Consider the following 20,632-nt stretch of genomic DNA (forward strand, 5'->3'; position numbering starts at 1 on the left):
CTCATGAATAATCGCCCCGCAAAAAAGGGCAGACTTACATCCTGAACATGTCTACGTACCCAAAGCGAGGAGGCAAACGGATTGAGTACTCGATCTGGTAAATTGGTCATCATCGGCGGGGCAGAGGATAAGAAAAACGACATGACCATCCTCCGCGAAGTCGTTCGCCTCGCAGGCGGCAAACACGCCCGCATCGTGGTGATGACGGTTGCGACCGAACTTCCCATCGAAGTCGGGGCCGACTACATCGAAGTGTTCGATACGATCGGCGTCGCGGACGTCCGCATGTTCGACGTCTCGACCCGTGAAGCAGCCAACGCCAAGAGTGCGATCAAGGCGATCGAAGACGCAACGTGCGTCTTTTTTACAGGCGGAGATCAGGTTCGCGTCACCAAGCTCCTCGGGGGCACCAAAATGGACGCGGCACTCCACGAACGTCACGAATCCGGCCTGTTGCTGGCCGGCACCTCCGCCGGTGCTTCGATGATGTCAAGCACCATGATCGTCTCCGGCATCTCGGAGACCAACCCCAAAATCGGCATCGTCGAGATGGCACCGGGCATGGAATTCATCTCCGGCGTCGTCATCGACCAACACTTTGCCCAACGGGGGCGCTTCGGACGTTTGTTCTCTGCCGTAGCGCAGTACCCGCACCACATGGGGCTTGGCATTGACGAGAACACCGCGATGATCGTCGACGGTCTTGAGTTCACCGTCATCGGAGCCGGAGCCGTCAATGTGATTGATGCAGGCGCTCTTACGCATTCCAACATCGAAGATGTCAGCAAAGGGGACGACTTGGCCCTATGCGGCATCAAAGTGCATATCTTGCCGAGCGGCTACGGCTTTCACTTGCGCGATCGGACTACGATTGCAAGACAACGAGGAGTGGACAACGAATGAAAATCGAGGATATTCGGTACATCTCAGGACCGAATCTCTACTCGCATCAACCTGCCATGGTGATGCGCATAGATTTGCAAGAGTGCGCAGGCAAGGAATCGTACGAATTCCCGAACCTCAACCAAAAACTGCTCGACTTCTTCCCAGGCCTGCGTGACCATCACTGCGCCAAGGGAGAACCGGGCGGTTTTGTCGAGCGACTTGACGAAGGCACCTATCTGGGACACGTCATCGAGCACGTCGCCATTGAACTGGCGGAACTCGCAGGCATCGGCGCCTCCCGCGGCAAGACGACCTACGCGGCGGAGGGTGTCTATGATGTTTTTGTCGAATGCAAAAACGAAGCGGGCATGGGCCATCTCCTGCGAACTTCTTTCGCGCTCGTAGACGCGCTCACACGCGGGGAGAGCTACGACTGGCAGCCTCACATCGAGGAAGCGAAAAAACTAGCGGCCCGCACCGGGCTCGGCCAGTCGACCAAAGCGCTGGTGGAAGCCGCCCAGAAACGCGACATCCCCTACTACCGCTTGAACACTGGCTCTCTGATCCAACTCGGCACCGGCCGGCACTTGAAGCGAATTCAAGCGACGATCACCGAGCGCACGTCCTGCATCGGCGTGGACATCGCCTGCGACAAGGAATTGACCAAGCAGATGCTTGATCTCGCCGCGATTCCCGTACCGTACGGCGGAGTTGCGTACACGGAGGACGAAGCGGTGGAACAGTTTCGCGACATCGAACGCGCGGTCGTCGTCAAGCCGCTCGACGGAAACCAAGGCAAGGGCGTTTCCCTCAATCTCGTCACCGAGCAAGAAGTGCGCGATGCGTTTCGCATTGCACAGGGCTTCTCTGAAGCTGTCATCGTGGAGAGCTATCTCGAAGGCCGTCACTATCGCGTGCTCGTCGTAGGCGAACAAGTCGTAGCCGCCGCAGAGCGGATGCCGGCCAACGTCATCGGCAACGGGAAAAGCATGATACGCGAACTGATCGTGGAGGCAAATCTTGACCCCCGCAGGGGCGATGGACACGAAGCGCCGCTGACCAAGATCAAAATCGACGATGTCATGCACAATGTACTTGCGCGCGTTGGTCGGAATCTCGACGACATCCCGCATGAGGGCGAAGTCGTGGTCTTGCGGGAGAATGCCAACCTCTCCACCGGCGGCATCGCCATCGACGTAACGGGAGACGTTCACCCAACCATCGCCGAAGTCTGCGTGCGTACGGCGCGCATCGTTGGACTGGACGTCTGCGGGATCGACCTCGTCTGCCCGAACATCGCAGAGCCGTTCGACGAAGCATCCAGTTACGTCATCGAAGTCAACGCAGCCCCCGGCATTCGGATGCATGAAACGCCGTCGATCGGCGACCCGCGCTCTGTGGGCGAAGCGATCGTCGACATGCTCTACCCGCCGGGCCAGCCCTCGCGAATTCCGGTGCTCTCCATCACAGGCACCAACGGAAAAACCACGACCACTCGCATGATCGGCCACGTCATTCAAACGACAGGCCGCACTGTGGGCATGACCTCGACGGACGGCATCTACATCAACGGCAAGTGCATCGCCAAGGGCGACACGACCGGCCCGCGCTCGGCACGAGCGATTTTGAGCGATCCGGGCGTAGACGTCGCTGTTCTGGAAACGGCACGTGGCGGCATGGTGCGTGCAGGTCTTGGCTTTGACTGGGCGGACGTCGGCATCATCACCAACATCCAACCTGACCACATCGGCTGTGACGGCATCGAAACGGTCGAGGACTTGATTCAAGTGAAGTCCCTCGTCGTCGAACGCGTGCGTCCCGGCGGCGTCGTGATTCTCAACGCCGACGACCCGCATCTCGCCGAGCTTCCGAAAAAAATGAAGTCCCGCCACCGCAGCGGACGCAAATTTGTGTTCTTCTCGCTCAACCCGAACTCCCGCGTGTTGCGTCGCCATCTCTCGGAGGGCGGCACAGGCTACTTTTTCAAAGACGGTTGGATCATCGAAGCTCGCGGAGAACATGCACGCCATGTCATGCGCGCGTCTGACATTCCCGTGACGATGCTTGGCGCGGCACACTTCCACGTCCAGAACGCGATGTGCGCCATCGCCGCTTGCCGCGCATACGGCATGTCGAAGGAAAAAATCGCCTCGGCACTCCGCGAGTTCCGAAGCGATGTTCACAACCCCGGCCGCGTCAACCTCTACCAAGTGCGCAACGCCTACGTGATGGTCGACTACGGGCACAACCCGCACGCGTTCCAAGCGATCTGCGAAATGGCGGGTCGGATGCCGAATGTGCGCGTCACAGGCGTCGTCGGCGTACCGGGAGATCGCAACGACGACATCGTCAGCGAATCGGGCCGCGCGGCGGCACAGGGCTTCCATCGACTTTTTGTCAAGGAAGACGTCGACCTGCGCGGGCGCAGACCGGGCGAAGTGGCGACGCTTTTGGAACAAGCGATTCACAGCGTGTCTCCGGACAAGGAGTGCCGTGTGATTCACAACGAAGTGCAGGCGCTGGAAGCGGCGCTCTCCGATCTGCAAGACGGGGAATTGGTAGTCGTCTTCTACGAAAAACTGGCTCCCGTGATGGACGTCCTGAGGAAGCATGAGGCTGTTTCCGTCTCCCACATGTCGCTAAAGGCGTGAAAAAAAGCGTGTACCACGCTTTTTTTCATGTTCTGAGCAGGAAATTGGCCTTACCTATTGAAGTTGTACGAAATGCCAAATGAACGAACGCTACTCAAAGGTAGGTCATGCAAGCCCATGTTGACGGAAAAAGCCCAAGCGAAAATCAACCTGACCCTCGACGTCCTCCACAAGCGTCCTGACGGCTACCACGAAGTGGAGATGGTGATGCAGACCGTCGATCTGTCCGACCACCTCCAATTTCAGGAGCGGTCGGACGGGGAGATCGTGCTGACCTGCACCGCACCGTACATACCGCTCGACCAACGAAACCTCGTCTACCAAGCGGCGCAATTGATGCGGGAGACGTATGGGATCACCAAGGGTCTTCATATTCATATCGAGAAACGAATCCCGGTCGCGGCAGGTCTGGCCGGCGGCTCCAGCGATGCGGCGGCGACCCTGCGCGGTCTGAACCGTCTGTGGAGTTTGGGGCTCACGTTGGACCAACTCGCCGAACTCGGGGCCAAGATCGGCTCCGATGTGCCGTTTTGCATCTACGGCGGCACCGCCATCGCGCGGGGCCGTGGAGAGAAAATCGAGCGTCTGCCAAGCGTCTCCCCAACCTGGGTCGTGCTCGTCAAACCGCCGATTGCCGTCTCCACCGCAGATGTGTACGGACGTTTGCGTGCCGATGAGATCGAACACCATCCGAGCACAGAAGCGATGGTCGAAGCTCTCCAAACGGGAGATGTCAAAGTCATTTCGTCGCAGCTCGGCAACGTGCTCGAAGGCGTGACATTTGCGATGTACCCGGAAGTGGAACGATTGAAGCAACAACTTTTGAAGTTCGGCGCGCAAGGGGCGCTGATGTCGGGCAGCGGTCCGACCCTATTCGCCCTCGTCGAGCGCGAGCAGAAAGCGCTGCGCATCTGCAACGCCCTGCGAGGCTTCTCACGGGAAGTGTACCTCTGCCGCTTTTTCTAGAAAGGTTGCCACAAACACGAATCAAATGATATATTCATCGTATTAATGTTCGTGTTTTGGAAGGGGATAGGGTTGTGAGTAAAATGCGACGCAGTGAACGCATCGTCCGGCTGACGCAGATCCTCCTGGAACAACCTCATCGTGTGTTGTCGTTGACCGAGATGGCGGACAAGCTCGCGTCCGCCAAGTCCTCGCTGAGTGAAGACTTGGCGATCATCCGCGAAGTGATGGAAGCGGAGGGACTCGGGACGTTGGAGACTCAGGCAGGCGCGTCCGGCGGCGTGCGTTACGTGCCGGGGTTGCGAGACGACTTGGCGGAGGAATTTCTCCAAGACGTGGCGCAGAACCTGAGTGCGGGGGATCGCATTTTGCCGGGCGGCTTCCTTTATATGTCGGACGTGTTGTTGCGGCCTCATGTGTTGGACATGGCGGGCAAGATGTTTGCGTCCCGGTTCAGAGAATCGGGCGCCGAGTACGTCGTGACCGTGGAGACCAAGGGGATTCCGCTGGCCGTTTCGACGGCGAAGTACCTCAATGTGCCGATGGTCGTCGTGCGCCGTGACCACAAAGTCACGGAAGGTTCGGCGGTTTCCATCAACTACGTGTCGGGGTCGAGACGCATCCAGACGATGTCGCTCTCCCGCCGTTCGTTGCCGGAGAAAACCAAAGTCCTGATCGTCGACGATTTCATGAAGGCCGGCGGCACCGCGAAAGCACTCGCCGACCTCATGCGCGAGTTTCAGGTTGAAGTGGTCGGCGTGGGCGTGTTCATGTCCACCGTTGATCCGGAAGACAAGATGATTGACAACTACGTCTCGCTGGCGACGCTCACCGAGATGAACGAAGCGACCCGCCAAGTGGCCATCGAGCCCGGGACGTACTTTGCATAGGAGGTTTTTGTAAAATGGAAAAGCAAATCATCGCCACCACCAACGCACCGGCCGCAATCGGTCCGTACAGCCAAGCCATCAAAGCGGGCAACATGATCTTCACCTCGGGTCAGATCCCGCTCTTGCCGAACGGCGAGCTGCTGACCGGCTCGATCCAAGAGCAAACCCACCAAGTGTTCAAAAACCTGCAAGCGGTGCTGGCCGAAGCGGGTTCCTCGCTGAACGACGTGGTCAAAGCGACCGTGTTCATCGCGGACATGAACCAATTCGGCGAGATCAACGAAGTGTACGCACAGTACTTCGGCGATCACCGCCCGGCGCGTTCCACCGTGCAAGTCGCTCGTCTGCCGAAAGATGTCGGCGTCGAGATCGACCTCGTAGCAGTCACGAAGTAATCGCGAAGACGCGGCCCTGATAAGGGCCGCGTCTTTTTTTATTACCGCGCTACAGTGAATGCGAAAAAAATTTTATCAAATTATGCTGAATATGCTGACATTAAGTGCTGAATTGTGCTATTATAAGATTAAGTTAGGCAACACGTACAAACATAAATGGGTGAAGAGGTGAATCGTGATGCAAATCACAGATGTTAGACTTCGTAAAATGAATACTGAAGGTCGTATGAAAGCAATCGCTTCGATCACGATCGACAATGAGTTCGTCGTTCATGACATTCGCGTCATCGACGGCAACAACGGGATGTTTGTTGCAATGCCGAGCAAACGCACTCCGGACGGCGAGTTCCGCGACATCGCGCACCCGATCTCGTCCGAAACCCGTCAGAAGATCCAAGACGCGGTCCTCGACGTCTTCAACAAAACCGAAGACGTAGAAGAGGAAGAAGCAACCATCGCGTAACTTAAATACGTATGCTACATCTGAACTCGGACATGCCCCCCCGCTTGAACGAGTTCAGAGTGAAGACCACCGGCTTGGGCGCCGGTGGTCTTTTTTATTTGGGTGGGATTGAATATAATTGGTGGAAATTGGTTTTGGGGTGCGATAGGGTGAGTGAATGATGGAAACGAGGGGTCATAGCCCTGGCAGTCGGAAGTGACTTTTACGTGCGCGACAAAAATTCGTTGATTATCGATGCGGCAGAGTATTTTGTCGAGCTGACGAGGGAATAGGGACTTATGAGGGGGTACATCGCACGTGAAGCAGCCAGATGAGCATGAGGTTTGGCGGTCCTACGCAACGGGGATTTTGTCTGGCGGAGCTCCCTTGAAGACAGATGAATTTTCGGAGCTTTTAGAGTGCTACTGTCGGGAAAAAAGCATCGTCTTGGAAGCGGTCTGGGTGCAACTGCTCAAGCAGAACCGTTTGAACCAAGACCAGCTTCAAGAACTACAACAAAAGACCACAGACAGCCGTGAGATTCAAAAACAACTGCTCCTCCTGCACATGGGGGAAAACGTGAATCAGAAAAACCCCCTCACCCGAGAGGACGTCCAAAAACTTCTACAGGTACGAGGGTACGCCCTTTTACAAAAGGCTCTTTTACAAGACCTCGTTACTACGGAAGCTCTTGAGGAGTTCCGACTGCCGCTCGCGGGTGAGAAAGACAAGAAGCACTTGGAGCGACTTTTTGACTTTATGAATAATAGTGCCATACAGTATGTAGATGATGGTGCACAGAGTATTCTTAAGTCAGGTATCGATGTTCTCATTGGCAAAAAAAAGACCTGACTTCGGGAAGGGATTCTATGTAACAAACGACCTCTCTCACAAGCTGTGGTTTGGGCACAAAGAAAAGGCAAGGAAGACGGACAGCCATTCGGGGTTATTCTGAAGTTTACAGTTACGGAAAAGTGAAAAGGAGCTAATGCAGTTCAAGGGTAAATACTTCATGGGGCCAACCGGTGAATGGGAACAATTCGTGGCAAGTAGCCGTGTTGGTGATATGTACAGCACTTTCCCAGGGTTTGATTACTATGAAGGTCCAATATATGTTGATGTATCTGTCGGAATGGAGAGATGGCGCCTCCATGGTTGCTTCAGGCCATCAGATGGCAATCCGATCGCAACGCATGGCAAACTGGCTGTTTATGCATATCGATGGTTTTGCTTGGTCGGATGGGTTCGTGGGACAAGACTAAACAGGAAAGGAAGAAGCGTCTTGAAATTCGTATTTGAAACAAATGAGAGATCCTATCGTTTCTGTCTAAAAATCGTTGAGGAAATGATAACTTCTTTTGGAATCTCCCAAGAGGAAGCATTGGGACGACTGAATCGGGCATGGGTAAGTTTACCGTTTGTAGAGGAACTTGACCTCCGGTACCATCAGGACACCGACGAATTGGCGTATGACATCTACTACGGAAGTCAATCCCAATGGTGGAACCGAGAAGGCGACCCGACCCTCCACCCACTGCTGTACCCCTAAGCCCTATTAATAAAACCGAGCCTGGCGGCACCCTGTTTGGTCTCGGTTTTTTGTATATTTTACGGGAGATAAAGCACAAGGAAGAGTTAAAGTAAGGGCTGTAGAAAAGCGTCCATTCAATGGTTGTAGAAGGTCGTTTTTTCGTACAGAAAAAGGACGGAACTACATGAACTTCACATTTGAGACAAACGAGAGATCTCACAACTTCTGCTTGCTTATCGTTGAGAAGATGATCAAATACTTCGGAATCTCCCAAGTAGAAGCCCTTGGCCGAGTCAATGGGGCTTGGTCACGAGACAAGTTTGTAGAACCACTCGACCTTCGCTACCACGAAGACACAGAGTACTGGGCATACGAACTGTACTACGGAACTCACTCCGAATGGTGGAACCGTGAAGGCGACCCCACCCTCCGACCACTTCCCTACCCCTGAGCGAACTAATCCTCTCCATGAAGCGAAGAGAGAAACGCTTCGCTCACTCGTTGAGCGGAGTCTTTTTGATTGGAATTTATTTGTATATAATTTGATAGTGTCGAAGCGTGTTAGCGAGGAGGGGATACTTGTTTGGCTGCTTTGGAGAGTTGCTTGCGGGAGAAGGAGTATGAGAGGGCCCGCGAGATTGCGTTACAGATGGGGACTGAGGAATTAACGGAGGAATTGCAACGAATTGCTTTCGATCTGGAGTGGTTGGATCCTTACGGGTTTGTTTGCTATCTCATCGCGAAGCAAAAGCAAGAGAGCAGCGACTTGCACATTGTGGCGTGGACGTTGTTGGTCTGTGGCTTGAACCATACGGAGGACGCTTATTTGAAGGCGTACTACCATGCGAAAAAAGCGATAGAACTCGACCCTGTCGACGGAACGAACAACGAAATGATGTTGATGCTCTATCAAGTGCCCGGCTCGCTCGTTTCCCGAGAGGAAGCAGTGGAAGCATTGAATCGACTTCTGGCGTACGACTCGAAAAACAAAGCGGCTCATACCTTCATGAGATTGTATCCCGATTTCCACCATCGCAAGCGTCTGCATCTCACAGGGCAGAGAAAGTTGTTCGAAGTCTCGATGACTGCCCTTGTGTTACTCTTTTGTATCATGCCGACCTTGGACCATCTATGGCGGTGTTTGGTGATCGTGTTGTGCGGTGTCATTTTTATTTTACGAGAAAAGCTGGTGCCGAAAAAAGTACGTCCTTACTTGTTCGGGGTACTCTTCGTCATCTTGTTGTTGACGGTCGATTTGTCCGGGGTTCCCGGAAGATAGGGGAGTCTCATGAAATAACTAAGAATCTTTCACGGGGACGGATCGTCCCAAGTTTTTGGCAGGTCAGGATTGAGAGGAGGAATGTAGGATGAAAGACATCGCCTTTTCATTCGAGACCAGCGATGAAGCTTATGAATTTTGCAAGGAAATCGTCGAGTATATGATCAGAAAGTTTGGAATTACCAAGGAAGAAAGTGTGGGTAGAATCAATGAAGAATTCATGAACAATGATTTCATTGACGAAGATGATCTTCGGTTCCATGAGTCAGATAAGTATTGGGCTCACTTGATTTATTATGGGCATAACTCATTATGGTGGAGACGTGAAGGAGACCCCACTCTCAAGCCGGTACCTTACCATGGCACCCACATGAACTTCACATTCAAAACAAACGAGCGATCCCATGAATTCTGCGTGGAGATCGTCATGGAAATGGTCACTTCCTTCGGAATCTCTCAAGAGGAAGCCTTGGGCCGAGTCAATCGAGCTTGGTCACGAGGACCTTTTGTAGAGGAACTCGACCTCCGCTACCACGAAGACACAGACTACTGGGCCTACCAACTCTACTACGGAAATTCCTCCGAATGTTGGAACCGTGAAGGCGACCCCACCCTCCGCCCCCTGCCCTACCCCTAATTTCCCCCAAAAAACGAGCCCTCGGCACCCCGCCTCGGCTCGTTTTTTTGCATAAATCTCCTGATTTCTCACATCTTTTTCACATTCCTGTGACATCGGTTGAAATGACTATTCCTTTAAGATATAGTGTGATAGGGAAACTACTCAAAACTGTATACTTTCTTCCTATAGATGAAGGAAACTGGACAGGAGGATGATTATGGCAGGGACCTTTGCGGTTGTTCTGGCAGCTGGTCAGGGCACTCGGATGAAATCCAACACGCACAAGATTCTGCACGAGATCTGCGGGAAGCCGATGATCCAGCACATTCTGGACACGCTGACCGAGACCGGCGTCGACCGGCAGATCGTCGTCGTCGGCAAACTTCGCGAGCAAGTCATGACCGCCCTCGGCGATCTCGAATACGCGGTGCAGGACGAACAACTTGGCACGGCACACGCCGTGATGATGGCGTCTTCGCAACTTCAAGGCTTGGAGGGCACCACGCTGATCTGCGCAGGTGACACTCCGATCATTCGAAGCGAAACTCTTCGCGCGATGCAAGAACACCACATCGCACAGGGCGCGGCCGTCACCGTTCTCACAGCGGTTGTCGACAACCCGTTTGGCCTCGGCCGGATCGTTCGCGACGAAGCGGGCAACGTCCTGCGCATCGTCGAGGAGAAGGACGCCAGTGCAGACGAGCGTCAAATCCGCGAAATCAATTCCTCCGTCTACCTCTTCGACAACGCTCTCCTCTGGGATGCGCTGTCCAAGATTGATAACAACAATGCCCAAGGTGAATACTACCTGACAGATTGCCTCGAAGTTCTCCGCGGTGCCGGACACAAAGTCACGGCGTTTATCACCGGCGAACCCAAGGAAATCCAAGGCATCAACAACCGTGCGCAACTCGCGGTTGCAAACGCGATCATTCGCGAACGCATCGCCGAGAAGCACATGATGAACGGCGTCACGATGATCGACCCGAACAACACCTACATTGATGTAGATGTTGTCATCGGCAACGACACCGTCCTCCTGCCGGGCACCGTGCTCGAAGGCAAGACCGTCATCGGCTCCGGCTGTGTGGTCGGCCCGAACTCGCACTTGTCCAACGCAGTCGTCGGCGACGATGTCGAGATCAAGCATTCGGTTCTCTCCGACTGCATCGTCGAAACGGGTGCCACCGTCGGCCCGTTTGCGTACCTCCGCCCGAAAGCTCATATCGGCGCAGGCGCGAAAATCGGCGACTTCGTCGAGATCAAAAACGCCAAGATCGGCGCCGGCACCAAAGTCTCGCATCTGTCCTACATCGGCGACGCCGAGTTTGGCGAGAACATCAACGTCGGATGCGGCACGATCACCGTCAACTACGACGGCTTCCACAAACACAAGACCATCGTCGGCGACAACACGTTTGTCGGCTGCAACTCGAACCTCGTGGCTCCGATCACCATCGGAAGCGATGCGTATGTTGCTGCCGGTTCCACCGTCACCGACAACGTCCCGGACGGCGCACTGGCAGTAGCCCGTGAGCGCCAGACGACCAAGGAAGGCTATACCGAAAAATTGAAAACCCGCTTGCGGGATCAAAAAGAGTAGTAAGGAGCTTGCAGCGAAAATGGGATACAGCGACGCGAAGTTGAAGATCTTCTCTGGCAATGCGAACCCGGAACTGGCAAAAGAAATCGCCGACCACGTAGGTGTGCCGCTTGGCAACGCAAGCGTGATTCGTTTTAGCGACGGCGAAATTCGCATCAAGATCACCGAAAGCGTTCGTGGCTGCGACGTCTACGTCGTTCAACCGACCTCGAACCCCGCCAATGAACACCTGATGGAGCTCTTGATCATGATCGACGCTCTCAAACGCGCGTCGGCGAAGTCGATCAACGTGGTGATTCCGTACTACGGCTATGCACGCCAAGACCGCAAAGCCCGCGCACGCGAACCGATCACCGCGAAATTGGTGGCAGACCTGCTCTCCACCGCAGGTGCCGGCCGTGTGATTACGATGGACCTGCACGCAGGTCAAATTCAGGGCTTTTTCAACATCCCGGTTGATCACTTGCTCGGGGAGAAGATTCTCTCCGACTACTTTGCACACAAAGGCTTGGAAGACATCGTCATCGTCTCCCCGGACATGGGCGGCGTCTCGCGCGCTCGCGGCATGGCGGAACGTCTGGGCGCAACGATTGCGATCATCGACAAGCGTCGTCCGGAACCGAACGTCTCCGAAGTCATGAACGTCATCGGCAAGATTCGCGGCAAAACCGCGATCATGATCGACGACATGATCGACACCGGCGGTACGATCGTCCAAGGCGCGAAGTACCTCATCGAGAACGGTTGCACCGAAGTGTACGCTTGCTGCACCCATCCGGTGCTCTCCGGCCCGGCGATGACCCGTCTGCAAGACTCCGTGATCAAGGAAGTCGTCGTCACCAACTCGATCAAAGTCGACGATGAAAAGCGTGAGGGCTGCACGAAACTCACCACGCTCTCCATCGCTCCGCTGATCGGGGACGCGATCATCCGCATCCACGAAGAAGAGTCGGTCTCCACCCTGTTTGACAAGGAATAGTTTGAAAAAGAGCATGCACACGCCATGAGCGGGTGCATGCTTTTTTTCACCCTCTTGGTGTAAAAACCACAATTTTGGGTATCCTGACCAAGTATGAGCACACAGAACGCACTACGGGAGGGACCCTCACTTATGGCAGACCGTATCACATTGGAAGCACACAAACGCACCGCGTTGTCGAAGGGCGAACGCAACCGCATTCGCGCCGCGGGCGACATTCCGGGGATCGTCTATGGCAAGGAACAGGAGCCGACCCCGATTTACATCAAGGGCGAGTCGTTCAAGCAACTCCGCCACCACGGCAAAATTCTCGTCGACGTCTCCATCGACGGGACCGGCACCGTGTCCGCGATGGTCAACGAAATCGAGCGCGACATGCTCAACCGCAAGCCGATGCACATCGACCTCTACGCGGTCAACCTGCTCGAACCGATCAACGTCGATGTCCAGATCATCCTCGACGGCCTCGAAGCGGTCGAAAAACGCGGTGCCGTCATCCAACAAAACCTCCGCGAAGTCACCGTTCGTTGCCTGCCGACCGAGGTGCCGGAGTACATCCTGCACAACATCGCGATGCTAGAAGTAGGCGAGAACTCCACCTGCGCCGACCTGCAACTGCCGAAAAACGTCACGCTGCAAAACGAAGCGACCGACGTCATCGCGATGGCGATGGAAGCGAAAAACCCGGAGCCGGAAACGGAGATCGAACCGAAAGAACCGGAACTCGTTCACGACACCGAAGGCAAGGGCAAAGAAGCCAAAGTCTAATACTTGTCCATCTGAGAGAAACACATCGTCCTGCGGGGCGGTGTGTTTTTTTTGTTTACGCGGGCGTTACTCTGTGATATATTGGTTAAAATCATTTGAATTTCCAGTCATGGACAGCAGTCTTATCAAACAGGAGGAGGGTGAATCCCTTGTCAATGAACGCACAAGAGAGAGCCTAATTTCAGATTGGAAGGACTGTTGGACCCATGACCCGACATAGCACCACTACGCTTGCCCCCGGATTTACTGTCCGCGCACCGCGCACGGACGAAGCTGCAAAAGCTCTGGACGTCATCGTCGCCTACGACGTAGCCGAGTACGGCGAACCCGACTATGAGTTGGAGGACGTCGAGCAGGACTGGTCGAAACTCGATCTGAACCGCAACGCGTGGTTCGTCGAGACGGCTGACGGACAGATCGCCGCCTACGCGATGCTCGACGGCAACTCCGCCACTGCGTTTGAGCACCCGAACTTTCGTGATCTCGGCCTGCTGGAACACTTGCTCGACAGGATGGAAGCTCGCCGACTCGAAGTGGCCGCTGAGCAAGATGTGGAGTCCGCGATTACGATCCGCTATTGGACGAACGGACAGAATCCGCGTGAGCAGGAGCTTTTTGCAGGGCGCGGGTATGACGTGATCCGCACGTTCTGGCGGATGCAGATCGAGATGCAGGAAGCCCCGCCTCAACCGCAACTTCCCGAAGGCATTACGCTTCGGACTTACGTGCCGGGCGAGGACGACCAGCGCTTCATCGACATGATGAACATCACGTTCGCAGATCACTGGGATCACGAAGAGATTACGCTGGAGAGCTTTCTCTCTCCGCACCGCATCTACACGCAACCGGACGACTGGATGGTGGCCGAGGATGAGACGGGCCGTTTCGTCGCCGGGATCAAGAGCCGTCCTTCGATGGGCAGCGCCTGGATCACCTCCGTGTCTGTTCATCCGGACCTGCGCGGCAAGGGACTGGGGCTGGCGATCTTGCACTACATCTTCGGCGTCTACTACCGCCGAGGCATCACCCGCGCATGGCTTGCGGTCGACTCGGAGAACTCGACCGGCGCGACTTCTCTCTACGAACGAGCGGGCATGCGTCCGGTGAAGGTACACAACCGCTTTGAGAAAGTCTTGGGCTAGGAACGATTTGAAAAAAAGAGGCATGACCCTTCTGCGGAAGGGGTCATGCCTTTTTTACTTGCCATTTATTCGGGTTCGATAATCGGGCTCACCTAGTACCCGACTCTGCCCGCATTCGACCTGAAGTACGTCACAATCAACGGCAACAATTCTCAGTAACACACGAAAAAAGTCCCCCAGCCGCTTGCGGCGGGGTCTCTTTTTTTGTTAATGTAAAGAGATACGAGGAGGAGGTACTTCTCTGATATGAAACTGATCATTGGACTGGGCAATCCGGGCTCCGAATATGCGAAGACCCGGCACAACATCGGCTTCATGGCGATCGACAAACTCGCCGAAGCCTATCGAATCGACGTCACCAAAAGCAAATTCCAAGCACTTTACGGCGAAGGCAACCACAAAGGCGAGAAGATCGTCCTGCTCAAGCCGATGACCTACATGAATCTCTCCGGCAACGCCCTGCGCGAAGCGATGAGTTGGTACAAGCCCGCCCTCGAAGACATCGTCGTCATCTACGACGACATGGACACACAGGTCGGCAAACTGCGTCTGCGCACCAAGGGGTCGGCGGGGGGACAGAACGGCGTCAAGTCGATCATCCAACACCTCGGCACCCAAGAGTTCCAACGCATTCGCATGGGGATCGGTCGCCCGGCACCGGGCAGCGACGCCATCAAGCACGTCCTTATGAATTTCCGCCAAGAGGAACAAATTTTGATTAACGAAGCGGTCTCAAAAATTCCGGACGTCATAGACTGTATCATCGACCAAAACTTCACCATCGCCATGAACCGCTACAACGGGTAGGCGCGGCTAAACACGGCAAAAAGTGGGTATGCTTTTACGGAGGAGGTGGACCGTATGAGCATCATCTACTATTGCCGTCATTGCCAACATCAAGTCGGCGAACTGCCGAATTCGCACGTCCACGATGTGCGCCTCGGGTTGCATTCCTTGACGCCCGATGAAGCCGCCGATATAATTTCTTATAATTCGATTCAAGATTCAACCTACGTGAAGACGGTTTGCGAACATTGTCAGGAAGCTCTGGAAGCCAATCCGGAGTTGAACCTGCTCAGCAACCCGTTGCAGTAACGGAGAGAACCTATAAGCCTTGGCGATGCTCAAGGCTTTTTTTGCTTGCTGGAGGGGGAACAACGTGCAATCTCTTGTACAAGTCATGCGCACCGACCAGGACTTTCAGCGAGTTCTGAACGGTTGTCTGGAAGGGCTCAAGGAACAACTGATCACAGGGCTGACCGGGTCGGCCCAACATCTTTGCCTCGCGGGATTGCGAGGTTCTTTGGCGCGCCCGCTCTTGATTGTCACCCACAACATGGGCCGCGCCCAGCAAATGTACGAAGACATGCTGGAACTGCTGCCCGACGATGTCGTGCGCCTGTTTCCCGACCGGGAGATGGGCTTTGCCGACGTCATGGCGTATTCGCCGGAGCTCGCGTCGAACCGACTTTCCGTTTTGGAAGCGCTTGTACGAGGCGAAGCTCCCGTCATCATCGCGCCGATGGCCGCCCTTCACCAACCGCTCGTCGGCCCCGAGAATTTTGCAAAAGCGTCGCGGACCCTTCGTGTCGGCGACGAAGTGAACCTCGACGAACTCTTGGAACATCTCGTCTACCTCGGCTATGAACGCGCCGAGATGGTCGAGTCCAAGGGGGAGTTTTCCGTTCGCGGCGGCATCCTCGACCTGTTCCCGCTGACACGAGACGAAGCGGTGCGGATCGAATTTTTTGACGTGGAGATCGACTCCATCCGGAGTTTTGACGCCTCGACCCAACGCTCGTCGGAGAAAATGGCCGAAGTCGTCCTCTACCCGATCCGCGAGTTCATCGCCGAACCGATGCGAATTCGCGCGGCGGCGGGGGCGCTCCAGATTCGCCTCCACGAGCAGATGAACAAAGTCAAAGACGAGAGCATCCTCGAAAAACTCCGCGAGAACATCGGCGTCGACATCGAAGCGATGCTCGAAGGCATCCCGACGCCGAACCTCGTTCGCTACATTGAACTGCTCGACCCGCAGAAGCCGACGGTGATGGACTATCTCTCCCCGCATACTCTGTGGGTGTTCGACGAACCGGCCCGCCTGCGCGAGACGATCAAAGTCATCGAACGCGAAGAGCAGGAGTGGTATCTCTCCGCGCTCGAACACGGCGAGATGTTGCCGGGTTTGCTGACGGAGAACAACCGCAACTTGCTGTTCAGCGACCGGAGATTGCAGAAGCTCTTTTTCTCCCTGTTCACGCGCGCCATTCCGGGGTTGAACGTGCAAGCGGTCATCAACACGCAGACGCGCTCCATGCAGAACTTCCACGGGCAGATGACCGTCCTCAAAACGGAAGTCGACCGCTGGACGAAAACCGGCTTCCAAGTCGTGTTCCTCGCCGCCAACCCAGAGCGTGCGGAGCGACTGCATCGCGTGCTCGAAGACTACCTGATGCAAGCGGACATCGTCACCCAATGGGACGGCACCCACACGCGGCCTTTGATTCTGATCGGGAACCTTGCGACCGGCTTTGAACTGACAACGCTCAAACTCGCGGTGATCACCGAGACCGAAGTTTTTACAACCAAGAAAAAGTCGCGCAAGATGAAAACGCTCTCCGACGCGCAGAAGATCAAGTCCTACCAAGACCTCAAAGTCGGGGACTATGTGGTGCATATCAACCACGGCATCGGGAAGTACATGGGCATCCAGACCAAGGATATTCTCGGAATACACAAGGATTATCTGCATATTAAATACAAAGGCAAGGACGAGCTGTTCGTCCCTGTCGAACAAATCGACCTTGTGCAGAAATATGTGGGCTCCGAAGAGAAGGAACCGAAAATTTACGCCCTCGGGGGCTCCGATTGGCAGCGCGTGCGCACCAAAGTCCAATCGGCCGTCCAAGACATCGCGCAAGACCTGATCAAACTCTACGCCGAACGCGAAGCGACCAAAGGCCATGCGTTCTCCACCGACACGGCGTGGCAGCGCGAGTTTGAAGCGATGTTCCCGTACAGCGAAACGGAAGACCAAATCCGATGCATCGAAGAAATCAAAAAAGACATGCAGCGCACCCGCCCGATGGACCGCTTGCTGTGCGGCGACGTCGGCTACGGCAAAACGGAAGTCGCGATTCGCGCCGCCTTCAAGTCGGTGATGGACGGCAAGCAAGTCGCGATCCTCGTCCCGACGACCATCCTCGCGCAACAGCATTTCCAAACGTTCAGCGAGCGGATGTCCGGCTTCCCGGTCCGTGTGGAATTGATCTCGCGCTTCCGTTCGAAAGCGCAGATCACCGAAGTGACCAAAGGCATGAAGGAAGGCTCGGTCGACATCGTCATCGGCACGCACCGTCTGCTTTCCAAGACGATGCAGTTCAAAGACCTCGGCCTGCTGATCATCGACGAAGAGCAACGCTTCGGCGTCACGCACAAGGAGAAACTCAAGCAGCTCAAGACCAACGTGGACTGCTTGACCCTGACGGCAACGCCGATCCCGCGAACTCTGCACATGTCGATGATCGGGGTGCGCGACCTCTCCGTCATCGAGACGCCGCCGGAGAACCGTTTTCCTGTCCAAACGTACGTCGTGGAGCACAACGACGGCATCATCCGAGAAGCGATCGAGCGCGAGATGGGGCGCGGCGGGCAAGTGTACTTCCTCTTCAACAAGATCAACGGGATTCAAGAGACCGCCAACCACATCCAACAGTTGGTGCCGGACGCCAAAGTCCTCGTCGGACACGGGCAGATGGCCGAAGACGAACTGGAAAAAACGATGCTCGACTTCCTGAGCGGCGACGCGGACGTCCTCGTCTCCACCACGATCATTGAGACCGGGCTCGACGTGCCCAACGTCAACACCCTGATCGTGCAGGATGCCGACCATCTGGGCCTCTCGCAGCTCTACCAGTTGCGCGGCCGTGTCGGGCGCTCGAACCGAATCGCCTACGCCTACTTCACCTACCAACGCAACAAAGTGCTGAACGAAACCGCAGAGAAACGCCTGCAAGCGATCAAGGAATTCACGGAGCTCGGTTCCGGGTTCAAGATCGCCATGCGCGACCTCTCGATTCGCGGGGCGGGCAACTTGCTCGGTGCGCAACAGCACGGCTTCATCGCGTCGGTCGGCTTCGACCTCTACAGCCAGATGCTCGCCGAGGCGATTGAAGAACTGAAGCAAGGTGGGGTCAAAGAAGAGAAGTGGCCGGACCCGACCGTTGAACTGTCCGTCGACGCCTACTTGCCGACCACCTACATTGAAGACTCGATGCAAAAGATCGAAATCTATAAAAAATTCGTGGGCGCGCGCACCCTCGACGAAGTGCGCGATCTCGAAGAGGAAGTCGAGGACCGCTTCGGAGACATTCCGCTGGAAGTCCGCAACTTGCTGAGCGTCTCGCTGCTCAAAGCGTACGCGATCAAGTACCGCTTCACCGAGATCAAGCAGACGCCGCAGGGCGACATCCTGCTCAAGCTCCACGAATCGCAGAACAAGGAAATCGACGGCGAGAAGCTGTTCGCGATGACCCGCGAGTTCCCGAACCGCATGAAGCTCACCGCGCAACAGCAGATCATCGTCACCCTGAAATCCAAGGGGCTCAAAGACGAAGAGATCCTCACCATGCTCTTGAAGTTCATGGAACTGTACAAGGTCGTTCCAAAACGTCAGGAGGACTTGGAAAATGTCTCGCCCTAAACAACCCAAACAACCCACCCGTCGAAAAAAACGCCTCTGGCTTGCCATCCCCACCGTGCTGTTGCTCGTCGCCGCGTTGCTCCCGGCGACGGGCTGCAACACCGATTCCGGCGTCGTCGCCACGTACAGCGGCGGACAAGTCCTACAGTCGGAGTTTGAAAAGCAGTTCCATTTCCAACGCTCGCTGTTGCTCCCGACCTACCAAGAATCGGACGACAACAAAAAAAGCTTCCTCACCGAGTACATCACCCTGCACAAAATCCTCGTCGACGAAGCGAAAAAAGCGGGCGTCAAAATCGACGAAAGCTCCGTCTCCGGCGACATCGAGCAATACAAAGACCAAGTGACCGACATGGTCTTCAACGGCGACCGCACGAAGTTCGACGCGGAGATGAAACAGTACAAACTCACCGACGACGACATCAAGCAACTCGTCCTCGACGACTACTACCTGCGCGAGTACAAGCAAGTGAAAACCAAGGACGTCCACGTCACCCCCGACGAAGTGAAAGCGTACTTCGAGCACGACCCGTCCCTGTTCATGACGGGCACCGTCTCGCACATCCTCGTCGCAACCGTTGAGCAAGCGAAACAAATCAAAGACCGTCTCGCCAAAGGCGAAGACTTCGCCACCATCGCCAAAGCTTCGTCGCTCGACCCGACCGCCAAACTCAACGGCGGCACGATGGCCGACGTGACGTTCGACTCGTTCGAAGACGACTTCCGCCAAGCGGCGGGCAAAGCGACGGTGGGGCAGATCACCGATCCGGTTCATACCGCCTACGGGTGGCACATCTTGCGTGTGGACAAGCGAAACAGTCCAACGCTTGCCGACGTGCAGAAGGATGCGGAGCAAAAAGCGCTGGCCGACAAACAGAACGCCGCATGGCAAGCCTACTATGAACAAACGGAGCAAAATGCTGGAATTCAGATCACATTACCCAAGTAAACTCCGAAATCCACCTGAGAGGGTGGATTTTTTATGTCTTGGCAATTCGTGTATAAACGACCTGCTTCCGCTCCATACTATCCTCACTTTCCCCTCGAAAAAGAGGCCGAAATGAAAGGAGGCTCCCACAATCAACCAACAGTTTCCAACCGCAGACCCTTGGTAAAATCGCTGACAAATGGACAAGATAATGCCAACGATGATAGTAATTTAGTAGAAAACACATACGCCAACCTATCACCGAAAAACATAACCTTCCCAACGGAAAGTGAGGTCGAATCGAAGAAATGAAAGCAACCGGTATTGTACGCAGAATCGACGATTTGGGCCGTGTCGTAATTCCGAAGGAAATCCGTAGAACGCTCCGCATCCGAGAGGGTGACCCGCTTGAAATCTTTGTAGACCGCGACGGGGAAGTCATCCTCAAGAAATACTCGCCGATCGGCGAACTGGGTGACTTTGCGAAGGAATATGCAGAATCCCTGAGCGAAACCCTCGGTCACATCACTTTGATCACCGACCGTGACGTCATCATCGCGGTAGCCGGCGCTTCCAAGCGCGACTTCCTCGAAAAGCCGATTGGCAACGACGTCGAAAAATCGATGGAAGATCGCAAAACGGTCTCCAACTTCACCGCAGGCGAGTTCACCATCACCCGTGAAAAAGCCGAACCCTTCTCCGCCCAAGTCATCGCGCCGATCATCGCCGGCGGCGACCCGATCGGCTCCGTCATCATCCTCTCTCGTGAAGACAACATCAAAATGAGCGAACTCGAAGTCAAACTCGCCGAAACGGCAGCCGGCTTCCTCGCCAAACAAATGGAGCAATAAT

General features: G+C 55.2%; 19 protein-coding genes. All 19 read left to right on the forward strand.

Going from position 1 to position 20,632, the window contains the following annotated elements:
• Positions 1–81 precede the first annotated feature (81 nt).
• The 19 genes from JJB07_RS21060 to spoVT all read left to right on the forward strand — a co-directional run bounded on the left by JJB07_RS21060 (position 82) and on the right by spoVT (position 20,631).
• Positions 82–903: a cyanophycinase gene (locus tag JJB07_RS21060; protein ID WP_201638080.1), complete on the forward strand. Its 822-nt coding sequence runs from the start codon at positions 82–84 to the stop codon at positions 901–903.
• Positions 900–3,536: a cyanophycin synthetase gene (cphA, locus tag JJB07_RS21065; protein ID WP_201638081.1), complete on the forward strand. Its 2,637-nt coding sequence runs from the start codon at positions 900–902 to the stop codon at positions 3,534–3,536. Before JJB07_RS21060 ends, cphA begins: the two co-directional genes overlap by 4 nt.
• Before the next feature lie 117 nt (positions 3,537–3,653).
• On the forward strand, positions 3,654–4,502 hold the full coding sequence (ispE, locus tag JJB07_RS21070; RefSeq protein WP_201638082.1) for a 4-(cytidine 5'-diphospho)-2-C-methyl-D-erythritol kinase: 849 nt from the start codon (positions 3,654–3,656) through the stop codon (positions 4,500–4,502).
• 74 nt (positions 4,503–4,576) lie between these two features.
• Complete coding sequence (gene purR / locus JJB07_RS21075) at positions 4,577–5,392, forward strand: pur operon repressor (RefSeq protein ID WP_201638083.1); 816 nt, start codon at positions 4,577–4,579, stop codon at positions 5,390–5,392.
• A gap of 14 nt (positions 5,393–5,406) precedes the next feature.
• Positions 5,407–5,787, forward strand: coding sequence for a RidA family protein (locus JJB07_RS21080; protein ID WP_201638084.1), 381 nt, complete (start codon positions 5,407–5,409; stop codon positions 5,785–5,787).
• A 178-nt stretch (positions 5,788–5,965) separates the two neighbouring features.
• Positions 5,966–6,250 (forward strand): septation regulator SpoVG, encoded by a 285-nt coding sequence (gene spoVG, locus JJB07_RS21085; RefSeq protein WP_201638085.1) that lies wholly within the window; start codon positions 5,966–5,968, stop codon positions 6,248–6,250.
• A 297-nt stretch (positions 6,251–6,547) separates the two neighbouring features.
• Entirely contained in the window at positions 6,548–7,081 is a 534-nt protein-coding gene (locus JJB07_RS21090) for a hypothetical protein (protein ID WP_201638086.1), read from the forward strand.
• 529 nt (positions 7,082–7,610) lie between these two features.
• Positions 7,611–7,778, forward strand: coding sequence for a hypothetical protein (locus JJB07_RS21095; RefSeq protein WP_201638087.1), 168 nt, complete (start codon positions 7,611–7,613; stop codon positions 7,776–7,778).
• A gap of 565 nt (positions 7,779–8,343) precedes the next feature.
• Positions 8,344–9,039, forward strand: a complete 696-nt coding sequence (locus JJB07_RS21100; RefSeq protein WP_201638088.1) for a hypothetical protein — start codon at positions 8,344–8,346, stop codon at positions 9,037–9,039.
• A gap of 88 nt (positions 9,040–9,127) precedes the next feature.
• Entirely contained in the window at positions 9,128–9,676 is a 549-nt protein-coding gene (locus tag JJB07_RS21105; RefSeq protein ID WP_201638089.1) for a hypothetical protein, read from the forward strand.
• 199 nt (positions 9,677–9,875) lie between these two features.
• Positions 9,876–11,261: a bifunctional UDP-N-acetylglucosamine diphosphorylase/glucosamine-1-phosphate N-acetyltransferase GlmU gene (gene glmU, locus JJB07_RS21110; RefSeq protein ID WP_201638090.1), complete on the forward strand. Its 1,386-nt coding sequence runs from the start codon at positions 9,876–9,878 to the stop codon at positions 11,259–11,261.
• 19 nt (positions 11,262–11,280) lie between these two features.
• Complete coding sequence (locus JJB07_RS21115) at positions 11,281–12,240, forward strand: ribose-phosphate diphosphokinase (RefSeq protein WP_201638091.1); 960 nt, start codon at positions 11,281–11,283, stop codon at positions 12,238–12,240.
• A 132-nt stretch (positions 12,241–12,372) separates the two neighbouring features.
• Positions 12,373–13,008: a 50S ribosomal protein L25 gene (locus JJB07_RS21120; protein ID WP_201638092.1), complete on the forward strand. Its 636-nt coding sequence runs from the start codon at positions 12,373–12,375 to the stop codon at positions 13,006–13,008.
• Positions 13,009–13,214: 206 nt separating this feature from the next.
• Positions 13,215–14,150 (forward strand): GNAT family N-acetyltransferase, encoded by a 936-nt coding sequence (locus JJB07_RS21125; RefSeq protein WP_201638093.1) that lies wholly within the window; start codon positions 13,215–13,217, stop codon positions 14,148–14,150.
• Positions 14,151–14,396: 246 nt separating this feature from the next.
• Positions 14,397–14,957: an aminoacyl-tRNA hydrolase gene (gene pth, locus JJB07_RS21130; protein WP_201638094.1), complete on the forward strand. Its 561-nt coding sequence runs from the start codon at positions 14,397–14,399 to the stop codon at positions 14,955–14,957.
• Between the two features lie 54 nt (positions 14,958–15,011).
• Positions 15,012–15,245, forward strand: coding sequence for an anti-sigma-F factor Fin family protein (locus JJB07_RS21135; protein WP_201638095.1), 234 nt, complete (start codon positions 15,012–15,014; stop codon positions 15,243–15,245).
• A gap of 64 nt (positions 15,246–15,309) precedes the next feature.
• Positions 15,310–18,852, forward strand: coding sequence for a transcription-repair coupling factor (mfd, locus tag JJB07_RS21140; protein ID WP_201638096.1), 3,543 nt, complete (start codon positions 15,310–15,312; stop codon positions 18,850–18,852).
• Positions 18,839–19,801: a peptidylprolyl isomerase gene (locus tag JJB07_RS21145; protein WP_201638097.1), complete on the forward strand. Its 963-nt coding sequence runs from the start codon at positions 18,839–18,841 to the stop codon at positions 19,799–19,801. Before mfd ends, JJB07_RS21145 begins: the two co-directional genes overlap by 14 nt.
• Positions 19,802–20,088: 287 nt before the next feature.
• On the forward strand, positions 20,089–20,631 hold the full coding sequence (gene spoVT / locus JJB07_RS21150; RefSeq protein ID WP_201638098.1) for a stage V sporulation protein T: 543 nt from the start codon (positions 20,089–20,091) through the stop codon (positions 20,629–20,631).
• Position 20,632 lies beyond the last annotated feature (1 nt).

The sequence above is a fragment of the Tumebacillus amylolyticus genome, assembly GCF_016722965.1.
GTDB lineage: Bacteria > Bacillota > Bacilli > Tumebacillales > Tumebacillaceae > Tumebacillus > Tumebacillus amylolyticus.